We start from the raw sequence: 22,454 nt of genomic DNA, 5'->3' as shown, positions 1-22,454 counted from the left end.
TCGGGCCGGACCGGAGGTCGCGACTCGACAGGTGCGACGGAGCGAGCGCGCGAGGCGCCGCGCGTCGGACGGAGCGGCTGGAGCGGAACGCCCGGAGGGGCGCGTCAGCAGCGGTGCGTCAGACGGAGGCCGGACAGGAACATCCGCGCACCGGCGCGAAGGTGTTCCCGTCCTGGCGCATTCGCGCGGGGATCGCTCCGTCGACTCCGCGGGGCGTCGCACGGCGGGCGCCGAGGGGCGCGGCCGGGGCGAGGGCACGGGAGGAGGTCATGGGCTCGACGCTACGGGGAGCCGTGTCGGGGCGTCCAACGATGATTCCGGATGCGTTCCGATCGGCACTCCCGATCGTTGGTAACTTCCCGACTTGTTCGCGTGCGCCCGGCGTGGGAGCCCTCACTTGCGGGCCTCGGCGGGCACCGGCGTCGGTCTCGAGCGGACCGCTCCGAAGACCTCGGCGAGCGCCGCGAGCGCGGTCTCCTCGATGTCCGGGGCCAGGCCGCGGCGCGAGACGAGCCGGAGGTTGACCGATCCGAGCGCGGGCAGATCGCGGCGCACCTCGAGCCCCTCGGCGAGCGTGCCCGTGTGGGCAGTGGGCAGAGCGGCGACTCCGATGCCGGCGCGGGCCGCGGCGATCACGCCCTCGAGCCCGGCCGACTCGGCGACCACGTGCACCTCGTGCCCGAACGCTCCGAGCTGCTGGAGGGCCCTCCGGCGCATCCCGCAGGGTTCGGAGTAGGCGACGAGCGGCAGGGGGCCGCCCTCGGGGGCCTCCCATCCGGGCGCTGCGTACCAGTCCAGCGGGAGCGTGGCCACCTGGCGGCCCGGGAGGTCGCCGCCGACTCCGAGGATCAGCGCGAGGTCCACGACTCCGCGGGCCACCGCCCCCGCCAGCTGGGTCGAGCGGTCGAGCGTGAAGCTCACCGGGCGGTCGTCGAACGCGCGGCGCAGCGTCCCGAGCAGTCGCGGGAGCAGCTGCTCGGCGGCCGGCTCGGTGAGCCCCAGCGCGAGCGGGTTCTCGGTCGCGGCGTCGAGCGTCTCGAGCGCGTCGTCGTGGACGGCGAGGATCCGCCGGGCCTGCACGAGCAGGCGCTCGCCGGCCGGGGTGAAGCGCGCCTTCCGCCCGGCCTTCTCGATGAAGGTCCGCTCGAGGCGGCGCTCGAGGGTGCGCACGTGCTGCGACACCGTGGGCTGGCTGATGTGCAGGGCGACCGCCGCGCGGCCGAAGCCGCCGCAGTCGGCGATCGCCACGAGCGTGCGCAGGTGGACGATGTCGAGGGTCTCCGGCATGCTGCGAGGCTAGACAGGCGTTCGCCGCGGAGCGACCCGGAGCGCAACACGACGACACGGCGACGCCCTCCCCCGCGGGGCCGGAGCCGGGCGGAGGAGGGCGTGCGGGGTCGATCAGTGCGCGAGCACGGGCTCCCCGGTCGGGTCCGCCGCCACCGCGGAGCGACGGCGGAAGAGCAGCACCGACAGCACGGCGCCGAGGGCGAAGAAGCCGGCGCCCCATCCGTACGCCACGGCGTAGCTCTGCACCGCGGCCTCGGCGGCGACCGCCGCGGTGACCGGCGAGTTCGCGGCCACGTAGTCGGTGACAGCGGTGGCGGCGAGCGTGTTCAGCAGGGCGGTGCCGATCGATCCGCCGACCTGCTGGCTCGTGTTGACCATCGCGGAGGCGACGCCGGCGAAGCGCGGATCGACTCCGCGCGTCGCCGTCTGCATCGACCCGGGCATGATCGAGCCCATCGCGAACCCGAGCACCATGAGCGCCGGCAGCACGTCGGCCGCGTAGGCGCTGTCGAGGTCCAGGCGGGTGAGCAGGAGCATGCCGACCACTCCGAGCACCATGCCGAACGGCACCATGATCTTCGGGCCGAAGCGCGGCAGCAGCAGGTTGGTCGAGAGCTGGGCCGCGAGGACGAGCATGCCGATCATCGGGAGGAACGACAGCCCGGTGCGGATCGGCGAGTAGCCCAGCGAGACCTGCAGGTAGTAGGTGACGAAGAGGAAGATGCCGAACATCCCGGCGCCCGCGATCAGCACCGAGAGGTAGGCGGCGCCGCGGTCGCGGTCGATCACGATCGGCAGCGGCAGGAGCGGGTGCTCGGTCGTGCGCTGGCGCTGCACGAAGGCGGCCAGCAGCACCACCGCCGCGGCGAGGGGCACCCACGTCATCGGCGAGTCCCAGCCGTCGGTCTCGGCGTTCGCGAAGCCGAAGACCAGGCCGAACAGGGCACCCGAGACCAGCAGGGTGCCGGGCACGTCGAGGCGGGGCCGCGGACCGGTGCGGTCGATCGGCGGCACGAAGACGATCGCGCCGATGACGGCGACGACCGCGATCACGACGTTGATGTAGAGGTTCCAGCGCCAGTCGAAGCTCTCGGTGAGCACGCCGCCCAGGAGGAGTCCGACCGCGCCGCCGGCGCCGGCGATCGCACCGAAGACGCCGAACGCGCGCGCCCGCTCCTTCGGCACGGTGAACGTCGTGGTGAGCACCGCGAGGGCGGTGGGAGCGAGGAGCGCGCCGAACACGCCCTGCAGCGCGCGGGCCGCGATCAGCAGCTCGAACGTGCCGGCGGCCCCGCCGAGAGCGGAGGCGATCGCGAAGCCGATCAGGCCGATCACGAACGTGCGCTTGCGCCCGAGCAGGTCCGAGAGGCGGCCGCCTAGCAGGAGGAGGCTGCCGAAGGCGAGCGAGTAGGCGGTGACGACCCACTGGCGGTCGCCGTCCGAGAAGCCGAGATCGGCCTGCGCGGCAGGGAGGGCGATGTTCACGACGGTCGAGTCGAGGACGACCATCAGCTGGGCGAGGCCGACGGCCACGAGGGTCCACCAGCGGCGGTTCGAGGGGGCCCTGGCCGCGGAGGCGGCGGGCACCGGCAGGGAGGAGGTCTGCGTCATGAAGGAGAACATATACGAGACCGGGCGGTTCCGATACTGAGAAGTCTCGAAACTCTGCGGTCTCGGAATCCCAGGAGCGCTCGACTAGCCTCGACACCGTGGACCGCCGAACGAACGGCTCCCCCGGCACCAGACAGGAGACGCTGCGATGACGCCGCCCCCTCCCCCCTCGCTCGACTCCGAGGCGCCCGCCCGCCCCGGTCGCCGCCGCGATCCGAGCCGCGACGGCGAGATCCTCGCAGCCGCGCTCGACGTGCTCGCCGAGACCGGCTACGACGGCATGACGATCGACATGGTCGCCGCTCGCGCCCGCGCCGGCAAGGCGACGCTCTACCGCCGGTGGGACTCCAAGGCCGAGCTCGTCGTCGACGCCCTCGCCTGCCTCAAGGGCGCCGACCTCGCACCGGACCGCCTCCCCGACACCGGCACCCTGCGCGGCGACCTCGTCGCCCTCATCCGGCCGCAGACCATCGAGGACGCCGAGCGCAAGCTCCGCATCATGGCCGGCGTCGTCGCCATGATCTCGAAGTCGCCCGAGCTCTCGGACGCCGTCCGCGCCGCGATCATCGAACCGCGGGCCGAGGCGAACCGCATCCTGATGCGCCGGGCGATCGACCGCGGCGAGATCCCCTCGGACGTCGACGTCGAGACCCTCGCGCTCGTCACGCCCTCGATGGTCGCCTACCGCGTGCTGCTGCTGCGCATCCCGGTCGACCGCGCGTTCCTCCTGTCGCTGATCGACGGGATCGTGCTGCCTGCCGTGGGGCTGAGGACCTAGGACCGCGACCAGCCGTTCCACTTCGCCCAGGAGTGCGGTGCGAACGACGATGCGGGGTAATCCGACGCAGGACCGGTAACGGCCCGCCACCTGGAGGAGGCGAGCCGCTACCGACGGCGATCCCGGTCAGTAGTTGTACGACTCGCAGGCCGTGCCGTCGTTGTCCCCGTCCAGGCGTCCCGGATCCCCGTACGCCCTGTAACGGAGGAACCACGCCTGAGCAGCGGGTTGCGAGGCAAAATCCCCGCAGTTGACGATGTCACCGGGGCTCCCGTCAGGTGCAGGTGCAGGTGCAGGTGCAGGTCCCGGAGCCGGGGCCGGAGCCGGAGCCGGAGCCGGACGGTTGCTCTGCCACAGCGGCCGGCCCGACGACGAGTAGACGACGAGGTTCCCGTCGTTCTGCATGACCATGCGAGCGCCCGCGTTCCCGCTCGTGGCCGACTGCCAGACCGGTCGGTTCGCGGGGCTGTAGACGACGGCGTTGCCGTCCGCCTGCATCACGAGGCGGCTCCCCGCCGCGGAGGTGCCGGTGAACCAGCGGACCGCGCCGCGGCTGTAGACGACGAGATTTCCGTCCGCCTGCATCGCGGCCTCGCTGCCGCCGTCCGCCGAGCGCAGACCGCGGCCGGACGCGAGCTCGCTGCCGGAGGTGAGGACGTCGGCGATCACAGGAGCGGGGGGCGCCGGAGGCGCGGGCGGCACGTACGTCGACCAGAGCGGACGACCCGCGGTGGAGTAGATCACCAGGTTCCCGTCGTTCTGCATCAACAGGCGGGCCCCGGCGTTGCCGCTCGTGCCCGACTGCCAGCGGACTCCTCCCGCCGCGGCGTAGACCACGGCGTTGCCGTCCCTCTGCATCACGAGGCGGTTCCCGGGACCCGAGATGCCCGAGTTCCAGTTCACACCGCCTCGCCCGTAGACGACGAAGTTGCCGTCGGCCTGCATGACCGCCTGGGAGCCCCCGTCACCGGAGGTGAGCCGCTGGTCCGAGCGCAGCTCGCCGCCGCCCTGGAGCGTGTCTCCGACCACGGCAGGCGGCGGCGCCTGGTATCCCGTCGCCCAGGCGGGCGAGCCGTCGGCACGGTAGATCACGAGGTTGCCGTCGCTCTGCATGACCAGGCGGGCTCCCGGGTTGCCGCCGGTGCCCGAATTCCAGACCGCGGAGTTCGAGGAGGAGTAGACGACGAGGTTGCCGTCCGCCTGCAGGACGATCCGCGACCCGGCGACGGAGGTGCCCGTGTACCAGACCGGACGGTTCGAAGCGTCGTAGACGACGGCGTTGCCGTCCGTCTGCATCACGAAGAGGAAGGCACCGTTGGCGGAGACGAGCGACTCCCCCGCGGCCAGGGCTCCGTCGGCGACGAGTCGATCACCGGGCACCGCCGGCGGTCGAGGGGGCGTGGGGGCGGGAGGTCGAGTGGGAACCGGAGCCGGCGCGGGTGTCCGCGTCGGCGCGACGGTCGGAGTGGGAGACGCCGTCGGAGCGACGGTCGGCTCGGCCGTCGCGGTCGGCTCCGCAGTGGGCTCCGGCACCTCGGTGGGCTCGCCCGTCGGCTCAGAGGTGGGTGCGACGACGGCGGGGAGTGCCGAGGCGGTGGGCGCCAGGGAGGCGATCCCTCCGATCGCGATGAGACAGGACAAGGTGATCGCGGTGACGCGAGGGTGGTGCGGCTGGGGCACTGGCGGGCCTTTCGGGCGGAGGAGGGAGCGGAGGCTCGTCGTCGAGCCGTCCTGGGCGGAGCCTGGCATGCGCAGGCGAAGCCCGTCCACTCGACCGCGGGGAAACGCTCAGCGCCGGTGCGTCACTCCACGAGGGCGGCGAGCTGGGCCGCGACCGTCCCCCAGCCCTCCGCGAAGCCGAGGCGCTCGTGCTCGTCGCGCGTCGCCGGGTCCTTGTGCATCACGTGCGCCCGGTACAGCGTGCCGTCGGGGTGGTCCTCGAGCGTCACCACCGCCGTGATGAACGGCGTGGCGGACGGGCGCCAGCCCTCGAGCAGGGCGGTCGTGAACACGAGCCGCTCCTCCGGATCGACGGCGAGATAGCAGCCGGAGAGGTGCGGCGCGAACTCCCCGCCGTCGCTCATCGAGGTCTCCAGCCCGCCGCCCGGCCGCACGTCCATCGCGTCGACGCGGCACCGCATCGGGGCCGGGATCCACCACTGCGCGAACAGCTCGGGGGTGGTCCACGCCGCCCAGACCGACGAGCGGGGGGCGCGGATCACGCGCGAGATCTCGAGGTCGAGATCGGGGTCGAAGGCGGTCATGATGCTGTCCTCTCGTCGGACGGTCGCGGTGTCGCCGGACGGCGGCGCTCGGGGTCGGCCTGCCCGGAGGCCACCCGCTCGAGGCGGTCGGTGCGCTGCTCCCACTCCGAGCGCTGCTCGCCGAGCCAGTCCTCCACCGCGGCGAAGGCCGCCGGCTCGAGTCGGCAGGTGCGCACGCGCCCCTGCTTCGCGGTGCGGATCCAGCCGCCCTGCTCGAGCACGCGCAGGTGCTTGAGGAACGAGGTGAGCGCCATCGGGAAGGGCTCCGCCAGCTCGCCGACGGTCGCCGGACCTCGGCGGAGGCGGCTCACGACGGCCCTCCGTGTCGGATCCGCGAGCGCGCGGAACGCCGTGTCGAGCACGTCGCCATGGTGAGCCATACGGCTCAGTATGGCATCGGCGGCACGAGAGGGGGCGCGGACCCTCCTAAAATCGGAGCCATGTCGAAAGTGTTGAGCAGTCTGCCCGTGGGCGAGCGTGTCGGAATCGCATTCTCGGGAGGCCTCGACACATCCGTCGCTGTCGCCTGGATGCGCGAGAAGGGTGCGGTGCCCTGCACCTACACCGCCGACATCGGCCAGTACGACGAGCCCGACATCGACAGCGTCCCGTCGCGCGCCGCGCAGTACGGCGCCGAGATCTCGCGTCTCGTGGACGCGAAGAGCGCCCTCGTCGAGGAGGGCCTCGTGGCGCTCCAGTGCGGCGCGTTCCACATCCGCTCCGGCGGCAAGACCTACTTCAACACCACCCCGCTGGGCCGCGCCGTCACCGGCACCCTCCTGGTGCGCGCGATGCGCGAGGACGGCGTCGACATCTGGGGCGACGGCTCCACCTACAAGGGCAACGACATCGAGCGGTTCTACCGCTACGGCCTGCTCGCGAACCCCCGCCTGCGCATCTACAAGCCGTGGCTCGACGTGCAGTTCGTCAACGAGCTCGGCGGCCGCACCGAGATGTCGGAGTGGCTCGTCGCCCGCGGATTCCCGTACCGCGACGCCACCGAGAAGGCCTACAGCACCGACGCGAACATCTGGGGTGCCACCCACGAGGCCAAGCGGCTCGAGGAGCTGAGCTCCGGCATCGAGCTCGTCGAGCCCATCATGGGAGTCGCCTCCTGGCGCGAGGACGTCGAGATCGTCTCCGAGGTCGTCACGGTGCGCTTCGAGGCCGGCCGCCCCGTCGCGATCAACGGCACCGAGTTCTCGGACCCGGTGGCGCTCGTGCTCGAGGCGAACGCCATCGGCGGCCGCCACGGGCTCGGCAGCTCGGACCAGATCGAGAACCGCATCATCGAGGCGAAGAGCCGCGGCATCTACGAGGCCCCGGGCATGGCCCTCCTCCACCTCGCCTACGAGCGCCTGCTGAACGCGATCCACAACGAGGACACGATCGCGCAGTACCACTCCGAGGGCCGCCGCCTCGGCCGCCTGATGTACGAGGGGCGCTGGCTCGATCCGCAGTCGCTCATGCTGCGCGAGTCGATCCAGCGCTGGGTCGGCTCCGCCGTCACCGGCGAGGTCACCGTGCGCCTGCGCCGCGGCGACGACTACACGATCCTCGACACCGCCGGGCCCGCGCTGAGCTACCACCCCGACAAGCTCTCGATGGAGCGCGTCGGCGATGCCGCGTTCGGCCCCGAGGACCGCATCGGTCAGCTGACCATGCGCAACCTCGACATCGCCGACTCGCGCTCGCGCCTCGAGCAGTACGCCGCCGCAGGTCTCGTGGGAGGCCCGACCGCCGAGCTCGTCGGCCACCTCGAGATCGGCGAGGGCGAGGCCATCACCGAGGGCGGCGGCTCGGCCGCGGCCGATGCCCTCGGCCGCGCGACCGACCTCGCCTCCGAGGGCGCGGCGTTCGACGCCGGCACCGACTGACGCGACACCGCACGACGGGAACCCCCTGGCGCCTCTCCGGAGCGTGCCGGGGGGTTGCTCCGTTCCGGGGCCGTCGCGAGCCGTCCCTGGTCAGGAGGCGGGGCCGCGCACCAGGGCGAGCGCCGCGTCCACCGTCGCCACCGACTGAGCGGAGTCGACCCGGGCGAGCACCAGCGCGGCGACCAGCAGCGACACGAGCACGTCGGCCTGGCCCGAGCGTCGAGCGGAGGCGGCGTGCGGCCAGCGCGCGTCGGCGCCGGCGCGCATCGCCCGCAGCAGCTCCGCCCGGTAGTCCGCGATCACCTCGCGCACCGCCTCGTCCCGCGCGATCGGCGCGCCCGCGGCGTTGAGCAGGAGGCAGCCGCTGCGGGCGGAGATCGTCCGCGCATCGCTCAGCGCGGCCCGGAGCCCCGTGAAGTACGCCTCCAGCGCGTCCGGAGCGACGACGTCGGCCCGCAACGGCGCGAGCCGCGGTCGCACCACCTCGTCGAGGTAGCTCTGCACGGCCGCATCGAAGAGCCCGCGCTTGCTGCCGAACGCGTGGTAGAGGCTGGAGCGGCGCAGCCCGGTCGCCGCCTCGAGCTCGGGGACGGACGCCTCCTCGAAGCCGCGCTCCCAGAACACCGATCGCGCGGCGCGCACGACCTCGTCGGTGTCGAACCCCTGCGTGCGTCCCACGGAAGCCCTCTTTCTGTATCGGTCGTTCCATTATGCACCGCGCAGGCCTATAGTGGATCGAACGTTCCACAATCAGGAGGTCTCGTCGTGATCGTCATCGGACTCGTGCTCGCGGCCCTCGCCGCTCTGCTGCACGTCTACATCTTCGTGCTGGAGTCGCTGCTCTGGACGACCCCGCGGGCCCGCTCCACCTTCGGCACCTCCGAGGACGAGGCGCGCGCCACGAAGGAGCTCGCCTTCAACCAGGGCTTCTACAACCTGTTCCTCGCGATCACGACGATCGTCGGCCTGGTCGTCCTCGCGTCCGGAGCGACCGCCGTCGGCGCCGCTCTCGTCTTCACCGGCACGGGCTCGATGGTCGCCGCGGCGCTCGTCCTCCTCCTCTCCTCCCCCGCCAAGCGCCGCGCGGCGCTCACCCAGATGGCACCCGGACTGCTCGCGATCCTCGTGCTCGCGATCGGCCTCGCCGCCTGACCCCGCCGCCCGCGCCCGACCTCCTCCGGAAGGCTCCATGACCACCGCCACCAGCACCCAGATCCAGCTCGTCCGCCGTCCCGAGGGCTGGCCCGTCGCCGACGACTTCCGCACCGTCCGGGTGTCGTACGACGCGCCGGCCGCCGGCGAGATCCGCGTCGAGAACGCCTTCGTCTCCGTCGACCCGTACATGCGCGGCCGGATGAACGACGTGAAGAGCTACACGCCGCCCTACGCCCTCGGCGAGACCATGACCGGAGGCGCTATCGGCCGGGTCAGCGTCTCCTCCGACCCCGCGTTCCCGGTGGGCGCGGTCGTGCTCCACCAGCTCGGCTGGCGCGACGTCGTCCAGGCCCCCTCCTCCGCGTTCCGCGTCGTCCCCGAGATGCCCGGCGCCCCTCTCTCACTGCGGCTCGGGATCCTCGGCATGACCGGCCTCACCGCGTTCGTCGGACTGACCGCGATCGCCGGGATGAAGGAGGGCGACACCGTCTTCGTCTCGGGCGCCGCGGGAGCGGTCGGCTCGGCCGCCGGGCAGATCGCCCGCCTCCTCGGAGCGGGCCGGGTCGTCGGCTCGGCCGGATCGGCCGAGAAGGTCGCGCTCCTCACCGGGAAGTACGGCTACGACGCCGCCTTCGACTACCACGCCGGCCCCGTGCGCGAGCAGCTCGCCGAGGTCGCCCCCGACGGCATCGACGTCTACTTCGACAACGTCGGCGGCGATCACCTCGAAGCCGCTCTCGACGCCTTCCGCGACGGCGGCCGCGCCGCGCTCTGCGGAGCGATTGCGGGCTACAACAGCACCGAGAAGCCGACCGGGCCGGACAACATGGCGAACATCATCACCCGGGGGCTGACCCTCCGCGGGTTCACCCTGTCGGGCTACCTCGACCGCGCACCCGAGTTCGACCGGCTGATGTCCGGCTGGTTCCAGGAGGGACGGATCGCCTACGACGAGACGGTCGTGGACGGGATCGAGAACAGCGTCGGGGCGTTCCTCTCGATGATGCGCGGCGGCAACACGGGGAAGATGGTCGTCCGGGTCTGACGTCCGACGGGGTGCGCTGTCGCGGGGATGCCGCGGCGCCGCGCCGGTGGCAGACTCGGCGCATGTCGTCCCTGCTCAGCCGTCCGAGCGCCGCGGCGCTCGCGCTCCCCGTGCTCCTGGCCTCCGTGCTCCTGGTCGCCGGATGCGCGGGGCGAGCCGACGTGGCGGCGTCGCGGACCCCGCTCCCGACGCCGGTGAGCTCCTCGACCGCGGAGTCGCCGACTCCGACTCCTGCCGTCAGCGCGACCGCGGTTCCCACTGCAAGCCCCGCGCCGACCGAGTCGGTGCCGGAGGCGGTCCCCTCGGAGCCGGCGCCGACGACGGCCGTCCCCGTCGAGCCGGCACCTGCGCCGGTACCGGCTGCAGTCGAGCGCTGCCACGGGAGCGACCTCGCACTCGAGTACGTCCCCGACCCGGAGGCGTCCGGCGCGGGCAGCAGCGCCTTCGACCTCGTGTTCATCAACGTCTCCGCCGCTCCCTGCGCCCTGGCCGGCATCCCGGGCGTGTACCCGACCGACGCCGACGGCGTGCGCATCGGAGCGGTCGCCTCGTCGTACGGGCCGAACCCGGCCGAGCCCTTCACGGTGCAACCGGGCGGCCGCGCCGACGTCCGCGTGCTCTGGCACGCGCCGGGCGCCTACGGCTGCCCCTCCGCCCGGTCGAGCCGGATCGTCGCGGAGGTGGTGGACGACGTGGATCCCGCGGTCGCCGCGCCGGCGGAGATCGAGGTCTGCACCGACGGCACGGTGATGCTCGAGGCGTCGACGTACACGCTGCTCGGCTGACGCTCCGGGAGCCGGCGCGGACGTCCCGTGCCGCCCTGCTGCTTCCGGAGCCGCTCCGCGACCCCTTGACCGGGACTCCGCGACCCGCGACTCTCACTAGCACGCTCGCTCCCCATCACCAGGAGGTCCCCATGAAGGTCGGCTCGCTCGTTCTCCGTCTCGCCGTCGGCGGTCTGTTCGTCGGACACGGACTGCAGAAGCTCCGCGGCTCGTTCGGCGGTCCGGGTCTGGAGGGCACCTCCCAGATGATGGAGAGCCTCGAGATGCACCCGCCCCGCCGGAACGCGCTCGCGGCCGCGGTCACCGAGACGGCCGGCGGAGCCGCCCTCGCCCTCGGAGCGGCCACGCCGCTCGCCGCGGCCGGTCTCGTCGCGACCATGGTCACGGCCGTCCGCAAGGTGCACTGGAGCAACGGCCTCTGGAACGCGGGCGGCGGGTGGGAGTTCAACGGCCTGCTCGTCGCGGCGACGGCGGCGATCGTCGCCGACGGTCCGGGCCCGCTCTCCTTCGACGCGCTGGTCGGGAAGAAGAAGTGGGGTGCCGGATGGGCGCTGTTCGCGCTCGTCGCGGGCGCCGCCGCCTCCACCGCCGCCATCGAGGCGGGACGCCGCGCTGTCAGCACCTCGGAGGAGCCCGGAGCGACGAGCGACTCGTCCACCACTCCCGACTCCCCCACCTCGGCGGCCGACGGCACCGCCTGACCCGACCTGGGTCGACGTCGGGCGATAGCGTCGGAGCTGTGACCGATCCGCTGCCGCCCGCCGCCACCCATCCGTCCCGCTCGGTCGACGTCGACGCCTGGCAGCGCGCCGCCGACCGTCTGCACTGCGACGGCGACGACGTCGTCGAGCGGATGCGCGTGCTCGCCGCCCGGTATCCCGGGACGGACGGCCGCGGCCGCTTCGAGCTGGCCGGCGCCCTCGACAGCGCCGGCCACGAGGCGGAGGCCGCCGCCCAGTACGAGGAGGCGCTCACCCTCGGTCTCGACGAGGAGCGGCAGGCGCAGCTGAGCATCCAGTACGCCTCGACGCTGCGGAACCTCGGCCGCCACGACGAGGCCGTCGCCCTGCTGAGCGCGGCCGCGCCGCACCCGTCGGTGGGAGCCGCCCGCGAGGTTTTCCTCGCGCTCGCCCTGCACAGCGCGGGCCGACCCGAGGAGGCGCTCCGCACCGCCCTCGAGGCGCTCGTGCCGGCGCTGCCCCGCTACCGCCGCTCGGTCTCCGCGTACGCGGCGGCGCTGACGGACTGATCCGTCACCCTTCCCGATCCGTCACTCCTGGAGCAGGGCGTCGATCTGGCCCATCGCCTGCCGCATGCCCTCCTCCATGCCCATCTGGACCATCTGCTCGAGCTGCTCGATCGACTCGAACGACGAGCGGACCGTCATCCGGGTCCGTCCGCCCGCCTCCTCGAGGGTGACGACCGCATGGGTCGTCCCGTACGAGTCGTCCGGATTCCCCTCGTCGTCGGCGAAGCCGTCGTCGAACTCGAAGCGCACCGGCTCGTCGACCGCGGTCACGAGCCACCAGCCGCGTGCCTTCTCGCCATCGGGCCCGGTCATCACGTAACTGCTCCGGCTTCCGACGACGGCGTCGTGCCGCTCGAACGTCGCGGGCCAGGTCGGCGGCCCCCACCAGCGCTCGAGCTGGCGGGGGTCGGACCAGATCCGCCAGACGCGGTCGATGCCGGCGTCGAACTCCGCGGTGAGGGTCAGGGTCAGGTTCTCGACGTCCTTCACGGACTCCAGCACGGTCATGGTGCGCTCCTTCTCGATTCTCCGGACGGCTGCGGATCCTCCTCGGCGAGGAGATCGGCGATGCGGTCGGCACGTCCGCGCCACAGCTCCTCGTAGGCGTCGAGGAGACGGGCCGCTGTGCGCAGCCCCGCCACCTCTCCCCGCACGAGCTGCTCTCTGCCCCGCCGCCGCTTGCTCACGAGCGACGCGCGCTCGAGCACGGCCACGTGCTTCTGGACGGCGGCGAACGACATCTCGTACTGCGAGGCGAGCGCCGTGACGGACTGCTCACCCTGCAGCACTCGCGCGACGATGTCGCGCCGGGTGCTGTCGGCGAGCGCCTGGAATAGGCGGTCCACCTCGGTGCTGCTTCCCGTATCTACAACCATAGGGTTGTAGATTAGCTCGGTCGGCCCGCCGGGGGAAGGGTCACGTCCTCCTCGCCTGCACCGGATCGGTCACGGGAGGGCCGCGGCCGACACGAGCCTCCGCGACGTGCTCTCGAGAACCCAGTCCGGTACGGAGCGCGCCGAGAACAGCGACTCGTAGAGCAGCGCCATCGAGTAGTCGGGGTCGAGCCTCCTGGCCTCCGCCAGGTGGGCCGCGGCGAGCGAGGCCGCTCCGCGTGCCCACCAGCACCACGCCAGCACGGTCAGCACCGGCGCACGGGCCTCCACGGGCGCGAGGGCCGCCGTCCGCGCGAGTGCTCGCGTCGCGAGCGCGAGCCGCGCGGGATCCGGCCCCGGGCCCACTCCCATCAGGAGCTCCACCTCCGCCAGGTCGTCGTCGCCCGGGAGTCGCAGGGCGTCGTGCCGCTCGACGAGCGCCTCCATCGTCTCGCCCGTGAGCGCCTGCTCCGCCTGCTCGCGGATCATCCTGACTAGGGCCGGAGCCGCACCGATCGGCCCGAGGGCGATCTGGAGCGCCAGCTGGTCGCGTAGCGGAGGCGACTGCAGGAACTGCACGATGCGCCCCTCCCGGCGGGCGACCGACGGACCGGCCAGCCACCGCTCGATGACCGGAGTGAGACCCGCGATCCCCCCGACCGGACCGTGCGCGAGGACCGCCGCGACCACGGCGCGATCGTCCTCCTCGACCACCGGCAGCACGGCCTGCTCCGCCACATCGAGCGGCTCGTCCGCGACCGCGCGCGAGAACAGGCCCGATTCGCTGCCGTGGATCTCGTCGAGCCGACGCGGCGAGCGCCGTTCGGCCGCGATCGTGTAGCGGCCCCAGCCGTCGGAGGCGACGCAGGCGACCCCGACGATGCCGTGCCGGGTGCGCTCGAGCCGTCGGACCACCGCTCGCCCCAGGGCCGCGAGCGGGATGCCGCGCTCCTCGGCGTAGCTCCGCTCCGAGTAGACGACGACGAGCACCGCGTCGGCCTCGGGCACCGCGGTGAAGGCCTGGATGCAGGCCCCGGCGAGGGCGGCGGTCTCGGACTCCCCGAGCCGCCCCGGCAGCGCAACCCGGAAGCCTCCGACCGCGCGTCGTCCGAGGAACGGCACGATGACGAGCGAGTCCTTCGGGTGCACTCCGACGAGGGACGGGATCACCGACAGGAGGTCGGCGAAGCCCGGGGCGCGGATGAGCTCGGGGCCGGGGTGCGGGTCGAGGGGAACGGAGGTGCGGTCGTGATCTGCCATGCGCCACACCGTCCTCTCCAGCGCACCGTCACGCAGGCTGAGGAGGATGATCCGTGGACAGCGGCCGCGATGCCCACTCTGGGGAGGAGGCGCCCGGCGCTCCCGGCACTGGGACGAGTTCGTCCACTTCGCCGACCCCGACGGCGACACCTGGGCTCTGCAGCAGATCGTCATCCCCGGCCGAGGGACCGGGCCCGGCGGCGGCTCAGAACTCGATGCGGTCGAGCTCCCGCCCGAGGTACGGCGCCAGCGTCCGGGCGTAGGTCTCGGTCAGGTGCCCCATGTCGCGGTACACCTTCACTCCGCCGATCACGAACGGGCAGATCTCCTCGTCGCAGAAGTAGCGGGTGAGGTCGACCGCGTTCGCCCCCTCCCAGCCCTCGGCCGCGGCGGCCATGAGCTCCCGCTCGGCGAACGCCTCGTTCGTCGGGACCCCGCAGACGTCGGCGGTGCCCGGGCGCTCGCTGCACGCCAGATCGTGCACCGTCTCGACGACGGGGTTGTCGCGGATCGCGACGACCTCGGTCCCCCGGGCGATCAGGGGAGCCCACGACTGGCGGAACCCGTCGATGCCCGCCTGCTCGTCGGGTTCGCCGGACGAGTCGATGAACACCGACTTCTTCGCGGAGTACGCCGTGACCATCAGGTCGTAGGGTTCCTGCGCCGCCAGTTCCTCCTGCAGCTTCTCGACCCAGGTCGCGCACGACGAGCGGGACACGGACGAGTCGTCGCGGCGCGACGCGGTCGTGAAGACGCAGCCCGTCTTGTAGTAGGTGTGCAGATCCCAGCCGCGCTCCTCCGCGACCCCCCGCAGCGCCGGGAAGAACGACGCGGCGTGGGAGTTCCCGATCAGCAGGACCCGGCGGCCGTCGGGATCGCCGAACCGGCACTCCTTCAGCTCGACGCCCGCGTTGTTGGTGCTGCACTCCCTGGTGTTGATCTCGGAGCCGTCCTCGGACGCGTCGAAGGCGGGCACGCTCGTCGTCCAGGAGCGGGCCTGCTCGCAGGCCGACGCGTTCTCGATCGCCGCGGCACCGAAGCAGCCGTCGGTGGAAGCGGGGATCGCGCTCGCGCGGGCGAGATCGGCGCTGATCGCTGCACTCGTGGCCGCGATCGCCCCTCCGCCGGCGAGGACCGCGACCAGCATCATCGCCGTCGGAGCGAGCGCCCGCCAGCGCGACCCGGTCGGTGCCCGCCGATGCAGCGGATCCTCGAGGACGTGCTTCGACAGAGTCGCCAGCACCACCGCCGCCGCCACGATGGAGAGTCCGGCGAGCAGCCCGGGCTCCTGCCCCGAGATCTCCTCCCAGAACACGAGCAGCGGCCAGTGCCACAGGTAGAGCCCGTAGCTGACGCCGCCGAGCCAGACCAGCGGCCGCAGAGCGAGCAGCCGCGCGACGCCGAACGTCGGAGCGGGGCCTGTCCCCGCGATCAGGACGAGGACCGCCGAGAGCGTCGGCCAGAGGGCGGCCACTCCCGGGAACGCGCTCGACACCTGCAGGACGATGCCGCACGAGATCACGCCGACGAGGCCCAGCCACCCCGCGATCACCCGGATCGCCGTCGGCAGCGTCCGCCCGGTCAGCACGAGAGCGCTGAGCGATCCGAGCCCGAACTCCCACGTCCGCGCCAGCACGCTGTAGTACGCCGACGGCTGGTCGCGCTGCACCAGCAGCACGGAGTAGGCGAAGGAGACGATGCTCACGACGGCGACCACGACGAGCAGCACCCGGAGCAGCTCCACCCGACGCCGCAGGACGACGACGACCGCCGTCGCGGCGAACGCGAGGAGCAGCCAGACCAGGTAGAACTGCCCCTGCACCGACATCGCCCAGAAGTTCTGCACCGGCGAGTGGAAGTTGTCCTGCGCGAGGTAGTCCACCCCCGCCCGGTCCAGGACCACGTTCTCGACGTAGAGCGCCGACCCGAGCACCTCGGTGAAGGTCTGCTTCAACTGGGAGGGGCGCAGGAGGAACGGGCTCACCGCCGCGACCACCACGAGCACCACGGCCGCCGCGGGGAAGAGCCGCGACGCGAGCCGCGAGACGAACACGACGGGGCGGACGCGCCCGTAGCGGCGAACCTGCCCCATCAGCGTCACCGTGGTCAGGAACCCGGCGACGACGAAGAAGACGTCGACGCCTCCCGAGACCCGGCCCAGCCAGATGTGGAACGACGCGACCAGAAGAGAGGCGACGGCGCGCAGACCCTCGATCTCGGGCCGGTAGCCCGCGGAGTCGGACTTCTTTGAGACCGCGGGGGCCGACCGGCCGCCGGGCGTCGCGCGGTCCGAGGGAGGGGCGATCGGCATGGGCGGGAGGATCCTTCGAATGGCGGAGGGGCGGGACTGGCCGCAGCGTCCGGCGTTCGGGTCGCCGGGGCGGATTCGTTCCCGTTCAGGACATCCGTGTCCGAGGAAGGGGCTGGAGCCGTGACTCGACGTCGTTCGCGGACAATCTAGCGGCGCTCCTCCGCTAGCACAAAGTTGAAGGACACGTAGTCCCCTGGCGCTTCGCTGGCGCATCGCTGGCGGGTCAACGGATCCGACGCACGATCGAGACGATCCCGCTCCTGCCGACACTGTCACAGTGAGAGCAGGCGGAGGAGGCCCGATGATCACCGAGACGACCACCGACGCCGAGCTGGTCCGGCGGGCCGCCGCGGGCAGCGAGGCGGCCTTCCGCACGCTCTACCGCGCCTACGTCCGCCCCGTCTACTGGCTCGCGCACGGCGTCCTCCACGATCCCGCCGAGGCGGAGGAGGTCACGCAGGAGACCTTCGTCGTGGCCTGGAGCAAACTCGACGGTCTCGACCTGATCGGCGACTCCCTCCTCCCCTGGCTCGTCACGATCTGCCGTTTCCAGGCGGCGAACCGGGTGCGCGCGCTGCGACGCGAGCGCGAGCGCACCGCGCCGACGGAGGAGGAGCCCGCCTGCCCCCACGACCTCGAGCAGCAGGTGGTCACCGCCGCCCTGGCCGAGGCCGTCCTCCGGGCGACCGAGGGGCTCTCCGAGCTCGATCGGGCCGTGTTCCGCCTGTGCGCGACCGAGGGGCGGGGCTACGAGGAGGCCGCGCGCGAGCTCGGCGTCTCGCACGCCACCGTCCGCAACCGCCTGTCCCGCGTCCGCCGGCGCCTGCGCCTGGTGGTCGACGACTTCCGAGGAGCAGAACAGCCGTGACCGAGACTCCCGATCTCCTCCCGCCTCTCGACGAGCACCGCGTCTCCGCGATCGAGGCGCGCGTCTTCCGCTCGCTCGCCGCTGCGCGCGCCGCGCGGGCGGCGCACCGTCGGAGGGCGCTCTCGATCGGGGGTGCCGCCGCAGGCCTCCTCGTGCTCGCCGTCGTGGTCGGTCCCCTCGTGAGCGTGAACGGCCTGTCGGTCGGCTCCTCGGACTCCGCTGCGATCGCACCCGACTCGGCCGCCGACTCCGCCGCCGGTGCCGGCGCGGAGTCGTCCGAGGGGTCCGCGCCGGAGGGAGCGGGCATCGCCGGCACCCTCCCCGCTGCGGGCTCCCCTGCGTCGAGCACTCGCGAGATCGCGTCGACCGCCGCCGCGACCGTCCGCGTCCCGTCCGTCGCCGACGCGATCGCGGCCCTCTCCGCGAGCGCCGTGGAACTCGGCGGCTACGTCGAGAGCTCGAGCACGTCCGACACCGGCGGATCCACGACGGCGGACGATTCCGTCGACGAGCGGATCGAGCCCTCCTTCCCCGCACCGCTCCCGTCGGGTGCAGGCTCCGTCACCCTCCGCGTCCCCGCCGATCGACTCTCCGACGCGCGGGAGTCCCTGACCGAGCTCGGCACCGTCACCGAGTCGACCGTCGAGAGGCAGGACGTCACTCTGCAGACCGTCGACCTCCGGGCGCGCGCCGCCGCGACGCAGGCCTCGGTCGATCGCCTCACGGAGCTCGTGGCGCAGGCCGGAGATCTCGCCGATCTGCTGGCGGCCGAGTCCGCACTCACGCAGCGCCAGGCCGAGCTCGAGTCGACCCGGCAGCAGCTCACCGCACTCGAGAGCCGCGTGTCGCTCGCCTCCCTGAGCGTCACGGTGCTCCCGGAGGAGACCGCCGCGCCGGCCGACCCCGCCGGCTTCCTCGACGGGCTCCTCAGCGGCTGGAACGGCCTCGTCGCGGCCGCGAACGCCGCCCTGATCGGCATCGGGTTCCTGCTCCCCTGGCTGCTCGTCGCCGCCGTCGTCGCCGCGGTCGTGCTGGCCGTCCGTCGCCGACGGGCACCGCCCGCGCCCGACTCCGACTAGTCTCCAGGGTGGCCTCCGCGCCTGTCGTCCCACCAGAGAGAACCACCGTGAGCCTCCTCCGCACCAAGTCCGTCGAGCAGTCGATCGCCGACACCGACGAGCCAGAGTTCCGCCTCAAGAAGTCGCTGTCCGCCCTCGACCTCACGGTCTTCGGCGTCGGCGTCGTGATCGGGGCCGGCATCTTCACTCTCACCGGACGCGCCGCGCACGACATCGCCGGACCCGCCATCGTCCTGAGCTTCGTGGTCGCCGCCTTCGCGTGCGCCCTCGCGGCCATGTGCTACGCCGAGTTCGCCTCCACGGTCCCCGTCTCGGGCTCCGCCTACACCTTCTCCTACGCCTCCCTCGGCGAGCTGTTCGCCTGGATCATCGGCTGGGACCTCATCCTCGAGCTCTTCCTCGGCGCGAGCGTCGTCGCCCAGGGCTGGAGTGCCTACCTGGGCTCGCTGCTCGGCCAGCTGGGCGTCGTGCTGCCCCCCGCGATCTCCTACGGCGGAGTCGTCGACCTGCCCGCGATCCTCCTGGTGCTCGTGCTCGGCGGCCTCATGACCTTCGGGATCAAGGAGTCCCTCCGCGTGAACCTCGTGCTCGTCGCGGTCAAGCTCTTCATCGTCCTGTTCGTCATCATCGCCGGGATCCAGTTCATCGACTCGGCGAACTACTCGCCCTTCGTCCCGCCGTCGGCGCCCACGGAATCGGCCTCCGGTCTCACCCAGCCGCTCCTCCAGTTCCTCTCGGGCATCGAGCCCGCCACGTTCGGCATCGGCGGCATCATCGCCGGCGCCTCCCTCGTCTTCTTCGCCTACATCGGCTTCGACGTCGTCGCGACGACGGCCGAGGAGACGCGGAACCCGCAGCGCGACATGCCCATCGGCATCATCGCCTCGCTCGCGATCTGCACCGTCCTCTACTGCGCGGTCGCCCTCGTCGTCACCGGCATGGTCCCCTACCGCGAGCTCGACCCCTCCGCGGCCCTGGCCAACGCCTTCGCGTACCACGGCCAGACCTGGATGGCGACGGTCATCTCGGCCGGCGCCGTAGCCGGCCTCACCACCGTCGTGCTCACGCTGCTGATCGGAGCGACGCGCATCATCTTCGCGATGTCGCGCGACGGCCTGCTCCCCCAGCGCCTCGCCACCGTGCACCCGCGCCTGCGGACCCCGTGGGTCACCTCCCTCGCCGTGACCGTCGTCGTCGCGCTGCTCGCGGGTCTGACCCCGATCGGCGTCCTGGAGGAGATGGTCAACATCGGCACGCTGTCGGCGTTCGTGCTCGTCTCGGTCGGCGTCATCGTCCTGCGGCGCACGCGCCCCGATCTGAAGCGCGGCTTCCGAGTCCCGCTCAACCCGTGGCTCCCCGGACTGTCGGCGCTGATCTGCACCTACCTGATGCTCAACCTCTCGATCGAGACCTGGCTGCGGTTCCTGATCTGGCTGGCCATCGGCTTCGCGATCTACTTCGCCTACTCCCGTCGCCACGCGAAGATCGGGAAGTAGGCGCTACGGAGCCGGGAGTCAGGACACCGCGGTCGGCGTCGGCCGCAGCACCTTCTCCATCGCCTTCCCCCGCGCGAGCTCGTCGACGAGCTTGTCGAGGTACCGGATGCGCTGCATGAGCGGATCCTCGACGTCCTCGACGCGGATCCCGCAGATCACGCCGGTGATCAGCACGGCGTTCGGGTTCAGATCCGACGCCGCGAAGAAGTCCTCGAACGTCGTCCGCTCGGCGAGGTGCCTCTGCAGTTCGGCCTCGTCGAAGCCGGTCAGCCACCGGATGACCTCGTGGAGCTCCTCGACGGTCCGCCCCTTCTTCTCCACCTTCGCCACGTAGTGCGGATGGACGTCGGCGACCGCCGTGCGGAAGATCCTGCTCATGGCGGAAGGGTAGTCCGGCCGGGCGCCTGCGCGCACTCCCGGAGCCGCGCGGGAATGCCGGGTCGCCGCCGGCTCTTGCACCCCGTATGAGAGCGATCGTCTACACCTCCACCGGCCCCTCGTCCGTCCTGTCCCTCGTCGACCGCGAGCCCGCCGCTCCCGGCGACGGCCAGGTGCGCGTCCGCGTCGTCGCCTCGGGAGTCAACCCGACCGACTGGAAGGCGCGGGCCGACGGCGACCTCGCGTTCGACGAGGTGGTCCCGAACCAGGACGGCGCCGGAGTGGTGGACGCCGTCGGTGCCGGTGTCGCCGACCTCGCCGAGGGCGACCGCGTCTGGTTCTTCCTCGCCGCGCACCAGCGCCCCACGGGCAGCGCGCAGGAGTACACGGTGCTTCCCGCCGACCGCGTCGTCCGCCTCCCCGCGGGCATCGGCTTCGACGTCGCCGCGAGCCTCGGAGTCCCGGCGATGACCGCGCACCGCGCCCTGACGGTGCACGAGGAGGGTCCGGCGCGGCTCTCCCCCGGCGCCCTCTCCGGCCGCACCGTCCTCGTTCAGGGCGGAGCCGGTGCCGTCGGCCACGCCGCGATCCAGCTCGCCGCGTGGGCCGGAGCGACCGTCATCGCCACCGTGAGCAGCGACGCCAAGGCCGCTCTCGCGACCGCGGCCGGCGCTCACCACGTCCTGCAGTACCCGGACGACGCCCTCGCCGACCGCATCCGCGAGATCGCTCCCGACGGCGTCCAGCAGATCGTCGAGGTGGCTCCGGCGCAGAACGCCGCCCTCGACGTCGACGTGCTCGCCAACCACGGCAGCATCGGCTACTACGCGAACAACAACGGCGACGAGTTCACGATCCCGATCGTCCCGAGCTTCGCCAAGAACGCCCGCTGGCAGGGCCTGCTCCTCTACACCGTCGGCGCGGAGCCCCTCCGAGCCGCCGCCGAGGACATCACCGCGGCGCTGGTCGACGGAGCACTCCCCGTCGGCGAGGACGCAGGCCTCCCCCTCACCTGGTTCCCCCTCGAGGAGACCGCCGCCGCGCACGACGCCGTCGAGGCCGGCACCACCGGCAAGATCCTGATCCGCGTCTCCGCGGAATAGACGGCGAGCAGCACGTCGGCCGGGAGCGGCCGCGGACCGCCCCGCTCGGGCGGCCACCGCTCCCGGCCGACACCGCTCATGCGGCGGATGGCCGCTGAGCGCGTACCGCCGGCCCCGCGGGCAGATCACCGCCCGAGGCGGCACGCGGAACGCCCCCGGACACAACGAAGCCCTGGTGGAAGAGGCTTCTCACCAGGGCTTGCTGTCGGGCTGACAGGATTTGAACCTGCGACCCCTTGACCCCCAGTCAAGTGCGCTACCAAGCTGCGCCACAGCCCGTGGCAGACCGGGCACGTGGCCCGGGCAACTCGACTATCTTAGCGGGTCGCGACGCCGGAAGTGAAAACGAGCCGGGCCCGCGCCTGCGTAGAATCGCTGAGCGCCTGCGCCCCGGAACCACCGGGTGCCGGACGGGCGGCACGGGAGGCGGCATGGACGCGCGGCAGAGGCGATCGCAGGAGTCGCTGCACAGGGCGATCATCGAGCTCGCCACCGAGCGCGCCGTGTCGGGCCTGACCGTCTCGGACATCACCGACCGCGCCGGAGTGAACCGGTCGACCTTCTACGCGCACGCGGCGTCCGCCGCCGAGCTGCTGACGGCGGCGCTCCTGACCGATCTCGAGCGCATCCGCGTCGCCTATGTGACGCGGCTCGGCGACGGCGATCCGGCGGGCGCGTCCAACCGCGAGGCGACGCTCCGCATCCTCGACCACCTCGAGCGCCACCGCGACCTCTACCTCGGCGCCTTCGACGACGTCGGAGGGGACTCGGGTATCCGCGTCATGCTGGCCGCTCAATTCCGCCGATCCGTCAGCGAGGCCGTCGAGAGCGGTGCGGTGACGGTTCCGCACGAGAGCCGCCTCCCCGGCGGCGCGGCGTCCTACATCTCGGCCGGCTCGGCCGCGCTGATGGAGGAGTGGCTGCGACTGCCCGCTCCTCGCGACCCCGATCTCTATCTCGACGCCTTCGCCCAGGTCCTGCCGGCGTGGTGGCCGCTCACGGCGGACGCGCCCGAGACCGCGAACGCCTGAGC

At 72.5% G+C, this 22,454-nt stretch carries 23 protein-coding genes and 1 tRNA gene; 12 read left to right on the top strand and 12 right to left on the bottom strand.

What is annotated here, in order from left to right:
* Window positions 1-393 precede the first annotated feature (393 nt).
* Together ASF48_RS18360 and ASF48_RS18355 are read right to left on the bottom strand one after the other, a co-directional pair.
* Entirely contained in the window at window positions 394-1,287 is an 894-nt protein-coding gene (locus ASF48_RS18360) for a LysR family transcriptional regulator (protein ID WP_055794801.1), read from the bottom strand.
* A 114-nt stretch (window positions 1,288-1,401) separates the two neighbouring features.
* Window positions 1,402-2,901, bottom strand: coding sequence for an MFS transporter (locus ASF48_RS18355; protein WP_055795006.1), 1,500 nt, complete (start codon window positions 2,899-2,901; stop codon window positions 1,402-1,404).
* 148 nt (window positions 2,902-3,049) lie between these two features.
* Between ASF48_RS18355 and ASF48_RS18350 the strand changes: the two genes are divergently transcribed.
* Window positions 3,050-3,679, top strand: a complete 630-nt coding sequence (locus ASF48_RS18350; RefSeq protein ID WP_055794799.1) for a TetR/AcrR family transcriptional regulator — start codon at window positions 3,050-3,052, stop codon at window positions 3,677-3,679.
* Window positions 3,680-3,805: 126 nt separating this feature from the next.
* Here the strand turns inward: ASF48_RS18350 and ASF48_RS18345 are convergent, their stop codons facing one another.
* The 3 genes from ASF48_RS18345 to ASF48_RS18335 form a co-directional block, all read right to left on the bottom strand.
* Window positions 3,806-5,059: an excalibur calcium-binding domain-containing protein gene (locus tag ASF48_RS18345; RefSeq protein ID WP_162238053.1), complete on the bottom strand. Its 1,254-nt coding sequence runs from the start codon at window positions 5,057-5,059 to the stop codon at window positions 3,806-3,808.
* Between the two features lie 422 nt (window positions 5,060-5,481).
* Window positions 5,482-5,943 carry an SRPBCC family protein gene (locus ASF48_RS18340; protein ID WP_055794795.1) on the bottom strand — a complete coding sequence of 154 codons (462 nt, stop codon included), beginning with the start codon at window positions 5,941-5,943 and terminating at the stop codon, window positions 5,482-5,484.
* Window positions 5,940-6,323, bottom strand: coding sequence for an ArsR/SmtB family transcription factor (locus tag ASF48_RS18335; RefSeq protein WP_055794793.1), 384 nt, complete (start codon window positions 6,321-6,323; stop codon window positions 5,940-5,942). The genes ASF48_RS18340 and ASF48_RS18335 overlap by 4 nt, the downstream gene beginning before the upstream one ends.
* A gap of 60 nt (window positions 6,324-6,383) precedes the next feature.
* On the opposite strand from ASF48_RS18335, the gene argG reads away from it, so the two are divergent.
* Window positions 6,384-7,820, top strand: coding sequence for an argininosuccinate synthase (argG, locus tag ASF48_RS18330; protein WP_055794791.1), 1,437 nt, complete (start codon window positions 6,384-6,386; stop codon window positions 7,818-7,820).
* Between the two features lie 90 nt (window positions 7,821-7,910).
* On the opposite strand, the gene ASF48_RS18325 is transcribed toward argG, so the two are convergent.
* Complete coding sequence (locus tag ASF48_RS18325; protein WP_055794789.1) at window positions 7,911-8,498, bottom strand: TetR/AcrR family transcriptional regulator; 588 nt, start codon at window positions 8,496-8,498, stop codon at window positions 7,911-7,913.
* A gap of 87 nt (window positions 8,499-8,585) precedes the next feature.
* Here ASF48_RS18325 and ASF48_RS18320 point away from each other — a divergent pair, with 87 nt between their 5' ends.
* From ASF48_RS18320 to ASF48_RS18300, 5 genes are all read left to right on the top strand, one after another.
* A complete protein-coding gene (locus ASF48_RS18320; RefSeq protein ID WP_055794787.1) occupies window positions 8,586-8,972 on the top strand; it encodes a DUF1304 domain-containing protein in 387 nt (128 codons plus the stop codon).
* A 37-nt stretch (window positions 8,973-9,009) separates the two neighbouring features.
* A complete protein-coding gene (locus ASF48_RS18315) occupies window positions 9,010-10,020 on the top strand; it encodes an NADP-dependent oxidoreductase (RefSeq protein WP_055794784.1) in 1,011 nt (336 codons plus the stop codon).
* A 62-nt stretch (window positions 10,021-10,082) separates the two neighbouring features.
* Entirely contained in the window at window positions 10,083-10,805 is a 723-nt protein-coding gene (locus ASF48_RS18310; RefSeq protein WP_055794782.1) for a DUF4232 domain-containing protein, read from the top strand.
* A 131-nt stretch (window positions 10,806-10,936) separates the two neighbouring features.
* Window positions 10,937-11,506, top strand: a complete 570-nt coding sequence (locus ASF48_RS18305) for a DoxX family protein (RefSeq protein ID WP_055794780.1) — start codon at window positions 10,937-10,939, stop codon at window positions 11,504-11,506.
* Window positions 11,507-11,544: 38 nt separating this feature from the next.
* The gene (locus ASF48_RS18300) at window positions 11,545-12,054 is read left to right on the top strand and encodes a tetratricopeptide repeat protein (protein ID WP_230670306.1); all 510 of its coding nucleotides are present in this window, start codon (window positions 11,545-11,547) and stop codon (window positions 12,052-12,054) included.
* 21 nt (window positions 12,055-12,075) lie between these two features.
* Here ASF48_RS18300 and ASF48_RS18295 read toward each other — a convergent pair whose 3' ends face one another.
* The 4 genes from ASF48_RS18295 to ASF48_RS18280 all read right to left on the bottom strand — a co-directional run bounded on the left by ASF48_RS18295 (window position 12,076) and on the right by ASF48_RS18280 (window position 16,497).
* Complete coding sequence (locus ASF48_RS18295) at window positions 12,076-12,561, bottom strand: SRPBCC family protein (RefSeq protein WP_055794778.1); 486 nt, start codon at window positions 12,559-12,561, stop codon at window positions 12,076-12,078.
* Window positions 12,558-12,929 carry an ArsR/SmtB family transcription factor gene (locus ASF48_RS18290; protein WP_055794776.1) on the bottom strand — a complete coding sequence of 124 codons (372 nt, stop codon included), beginning with the start codon at window positions 12,927-12,929 and terminating at the stop codon, window positions 12,558-12,560. Before ASF48_RS18290 ends, ASF48_RS18295 begins: the two co-directional genes overlap by 4 nt.
* Before the next feature lie 69 nt (window positions 12,930-12,998).
* Entirely contained in the window at window positions 12,999-14,186 is a 1,188-nt protein-coding gene (locus ASF48_RS18285; protein ID WP_055794774.1) for a DUF4192 family protein, read from the bottom strand.
* Between the two features lie 205 nt (window positions 14,187-14,391).
* Window positions 14,392-16,497 (bottom strand): acyltransferase family protein, encoded by a 2,106-nt coding sequence (locus ASF48_RS18280; RefSeq protein ID WP_055794772.1) that lies wholly within the window; start codon window positions 16,495-16,497, stop codon window positions 14,392-14,394.
* A 301-nt stretch (window positions 16,498-16,798) separates the two neighbouring features.
* Here ASF48_RS18280 and ASF48_RS18275 point away from each other — a divergent pair, with 301 nt between their 5' ends.
* From ASF48_RS18275 to ASF48_RS18265, 3 genes are read left to right on the top strand one after another with little or no spacing between them, the layout of a single operon-like run.
* Window positions 16,799-17,365, top strand: a complete 567-nt coding sequence (locus ASF48_RS18275; RefSeq protein WP_055794770.1) for an RNA polymerase sigma factor — start codon at window positions 16,799-16,801, stop codon at window positions 17,363-17,365.
* Complete coding sequence (locus ASF48_RS18270) at window positions 17,362-18,444, top strand: DUF4349 domain-containing protein (protein WP_055794768.1); 1,083 nt, start codon at window positions 17,362-17,364, stop codon at window positions 18,442-18,444. Before ASF48_RS18275 ends, ASF48_RS18270 begins: the two co-directional genes overlap by 4 nt.
* 47 nt (window positions 18,445-18,491) lie before the next feature.
* Window positions 18,492-19,940, top strand: coding sequence for an amino acid permease (locus tag ASF48_RS18265; protein ID WP_055794766.1), 1,449 nt, complete (start codon window positions 18,492-18,494; stop codon window positions 19,938-19,940).
* 18 nt (window positions 19,941-19,958) lie between these two features.
* Here ASF48_RS18265 and ASF48_RS18260 read toward each other — a convergent pair whose 3' ends face one another.
* Window positions 19,959-20,318, bottom strand: a complete 360-nt coding sequence (locus tag ASF48_RS18260; protein ID WP_055794764.1) for a DUF2200 domain-containing protein — start codon at window positions 20,316-20,318, stop codon at window positions 19,959-19,961.
* A gap of 86 nt (window positions 20,319-20,404) precedes the next feature.
* Here ASF48_RS18260 and ASF48_RS18255 point away from each other — a divergent pair, with 86 nt between their 5' ends.
* A complete protein-coding gene (locus ASF48_RS18255; RefSeq protein WP_055794763.1) occupies window positions 20,405-21,421 on the top strand; it encodes an NADPH:quinone reductase in 1,017 nt (338 codons plus the stop codon).
* A gap of 205 nt (window positions 21,422-21,626) precedes the next feature.
* On the opposite strand, the gene ASF48_RS18250 is transcribed toward ASF48_RS18255, so the two are convergent.
* Window positions 21,627-21,700: transfer RNA gene (locus tag ASF48_RS18250), tRNA-Pro, on the bottom strand.
* A gap of 152 nt (window positions 21,701-21,852) precedes the next feature.
* On the opposite strand from ASF48_RS18250, the gene ASF48_RS18245 reads away from it, so the two are divergent.
* A complete protein-coding gene (locus tag ASF48_RS18245; RefSeq protein WP_055794761.1) occupies window positions 21,853-22,452 on the top strand; it encodes a TetR/AcrR family transcriptional regulator in 600 nt (199 codons plus the stop codon).
* Window positions 22,453-22,454 lie beyond the last annotated feature (2 nt).

Origin of the sequence: Rathayibacter sp. Leaf299 (assembly GCF_001423055.1) — a bacterium.
In the GTDB taxonomy this organism is placed as follows: Bacteria; Actinomycetota; Actinomycetes; order Actinomycetales; family Microbacteriaceae; genus Rathayibacter; species Rathayibacter caricis.
The sequence above is the reverse complement of the archived record's forward strand: the minus strand, read 5'-3'. Positions and strand labels throughout refer to the sequence as shown.

Bases quoted from the DNA above. Each gene is read 5' to 3' on its own strand.
- ASF48_RS18360 (WP_055794801.1), bottom strand. From the start codon at position 1,287: ATGCCGGAGACCCTCGACATCGTCCACCTGCGCACGCTCGTGGCGATC.
- ASF48_RS18355 (WP_055795006.1), bottom strand. From the start codon at position 2,901: ATGACGCAGACCTCCTCCCTGCCGGTGCCCGCCGCCTCCGCGGCCAGG.
- ASF48_RS18350 (WP_055794799.1), top strand. From the start codon at position 3,050: ATGACGCCGCCCCCTCCCCCCTCGCTCGACTCCGAGGCGCCCGCCCGC.
- ASF48_RS18340 (WP_055794795.1), bottom strand. From the start codon at position 5,943: ATGACCGCCTTCGACCCCGATCTCGACCTCGAGATCTCGCGCGTGATC.
- ASF48_RS18335 (WP_055794793.1), bottom strand. From the start codon at position 6,323: ATGGCTCACCATGGCGACGTGCTCGACACGGCGTTCCGCGCGCTCGCG.
- argG (WP_055794791.1), top strand. From the start codon at position 6,384: ATGTCGAAAGTGTTGAGCAGTCTGCCCGTGGGCGAGCGTGTCGGAATC.
- ASF48_RS18315 (WP_055794784.1), top strand. From the start codon at position 9,010: ATGACCACCGCCACCAGCACCCAGATCCAGCTCGTCCGCCGTCCCGAG.
- ASF48_RS18310 (WP_055794782.1), top strand. From the start codon at position 10,083: ATGTCGTCCCTGCTCAGCCGTCCGAGCGCCGCGGCGCTCGCGCTCCCC.
- ASF48_RS18305 (WP_055794780.1), top strand. From the start codon at position 10,937: ATGAAGGTCGGCTCGCTCGTTCTCCGTCTCGCCGTCGGCGGTCTGTTC.
- ASF48_RS18295 (WP_055794778.1), bottom strand. From the start codon at position 12,561: ATGACCGTGCTGGAGTCCGTGAAGGACGTCGAGAACCTGACCCTGACC.
- ASF48_RS18290 (WP_055794776.1), bottom strand. From the start codon at position 12,929: ATGGTTGTAGATACGGGAAGCAGCACCGAGGTGGACCGCCTATTCCAG.
- ASF48_RS18285 (WP_055794774.1), bottom strand. From the start codon at position 14,186: ATGGCAGATCACGACCGCACCTCCGTTCCCCTCGACCCGCACCCCGGC.
- ASF48_RS18280 (WP_055794772.1), bottom strand. From the start codon at position 16,497: ATGCCGATCGCCCCTCCCTCGGACCGCGCGACGCCCGGCGGCCGGTCG.
- ASF48_RS18275 (WP_055794770.1), top strand. From the start codon at position 16,799: ATGATCACCGAGACGACCACCGACGCCGAGCTGGTCCGGCGGGCCGCC.
- ASF48_RS18260 (WP_055794764.1), bottom strand. From the start codon at position 20,318: ATGAGCAGGATCTTCCGCACGGCGGTCGCCGACGTCCATCCGCACTAC.
- ASF48_RS18255 (WP_055794763.1), top strand. From the start codon at position 20,405: ATGAGAGCGATCGTCTACACCTCCACCGGCCCCTCGTCCGTCCTGTCC.
- ASF48_RS18245 (WP_055794761.1), top strand. From the start codon at position 21,853: ATGGACGCGCGGCAGAGGCGATCGCAGGAGTCGCTGCACAGGGCGATC.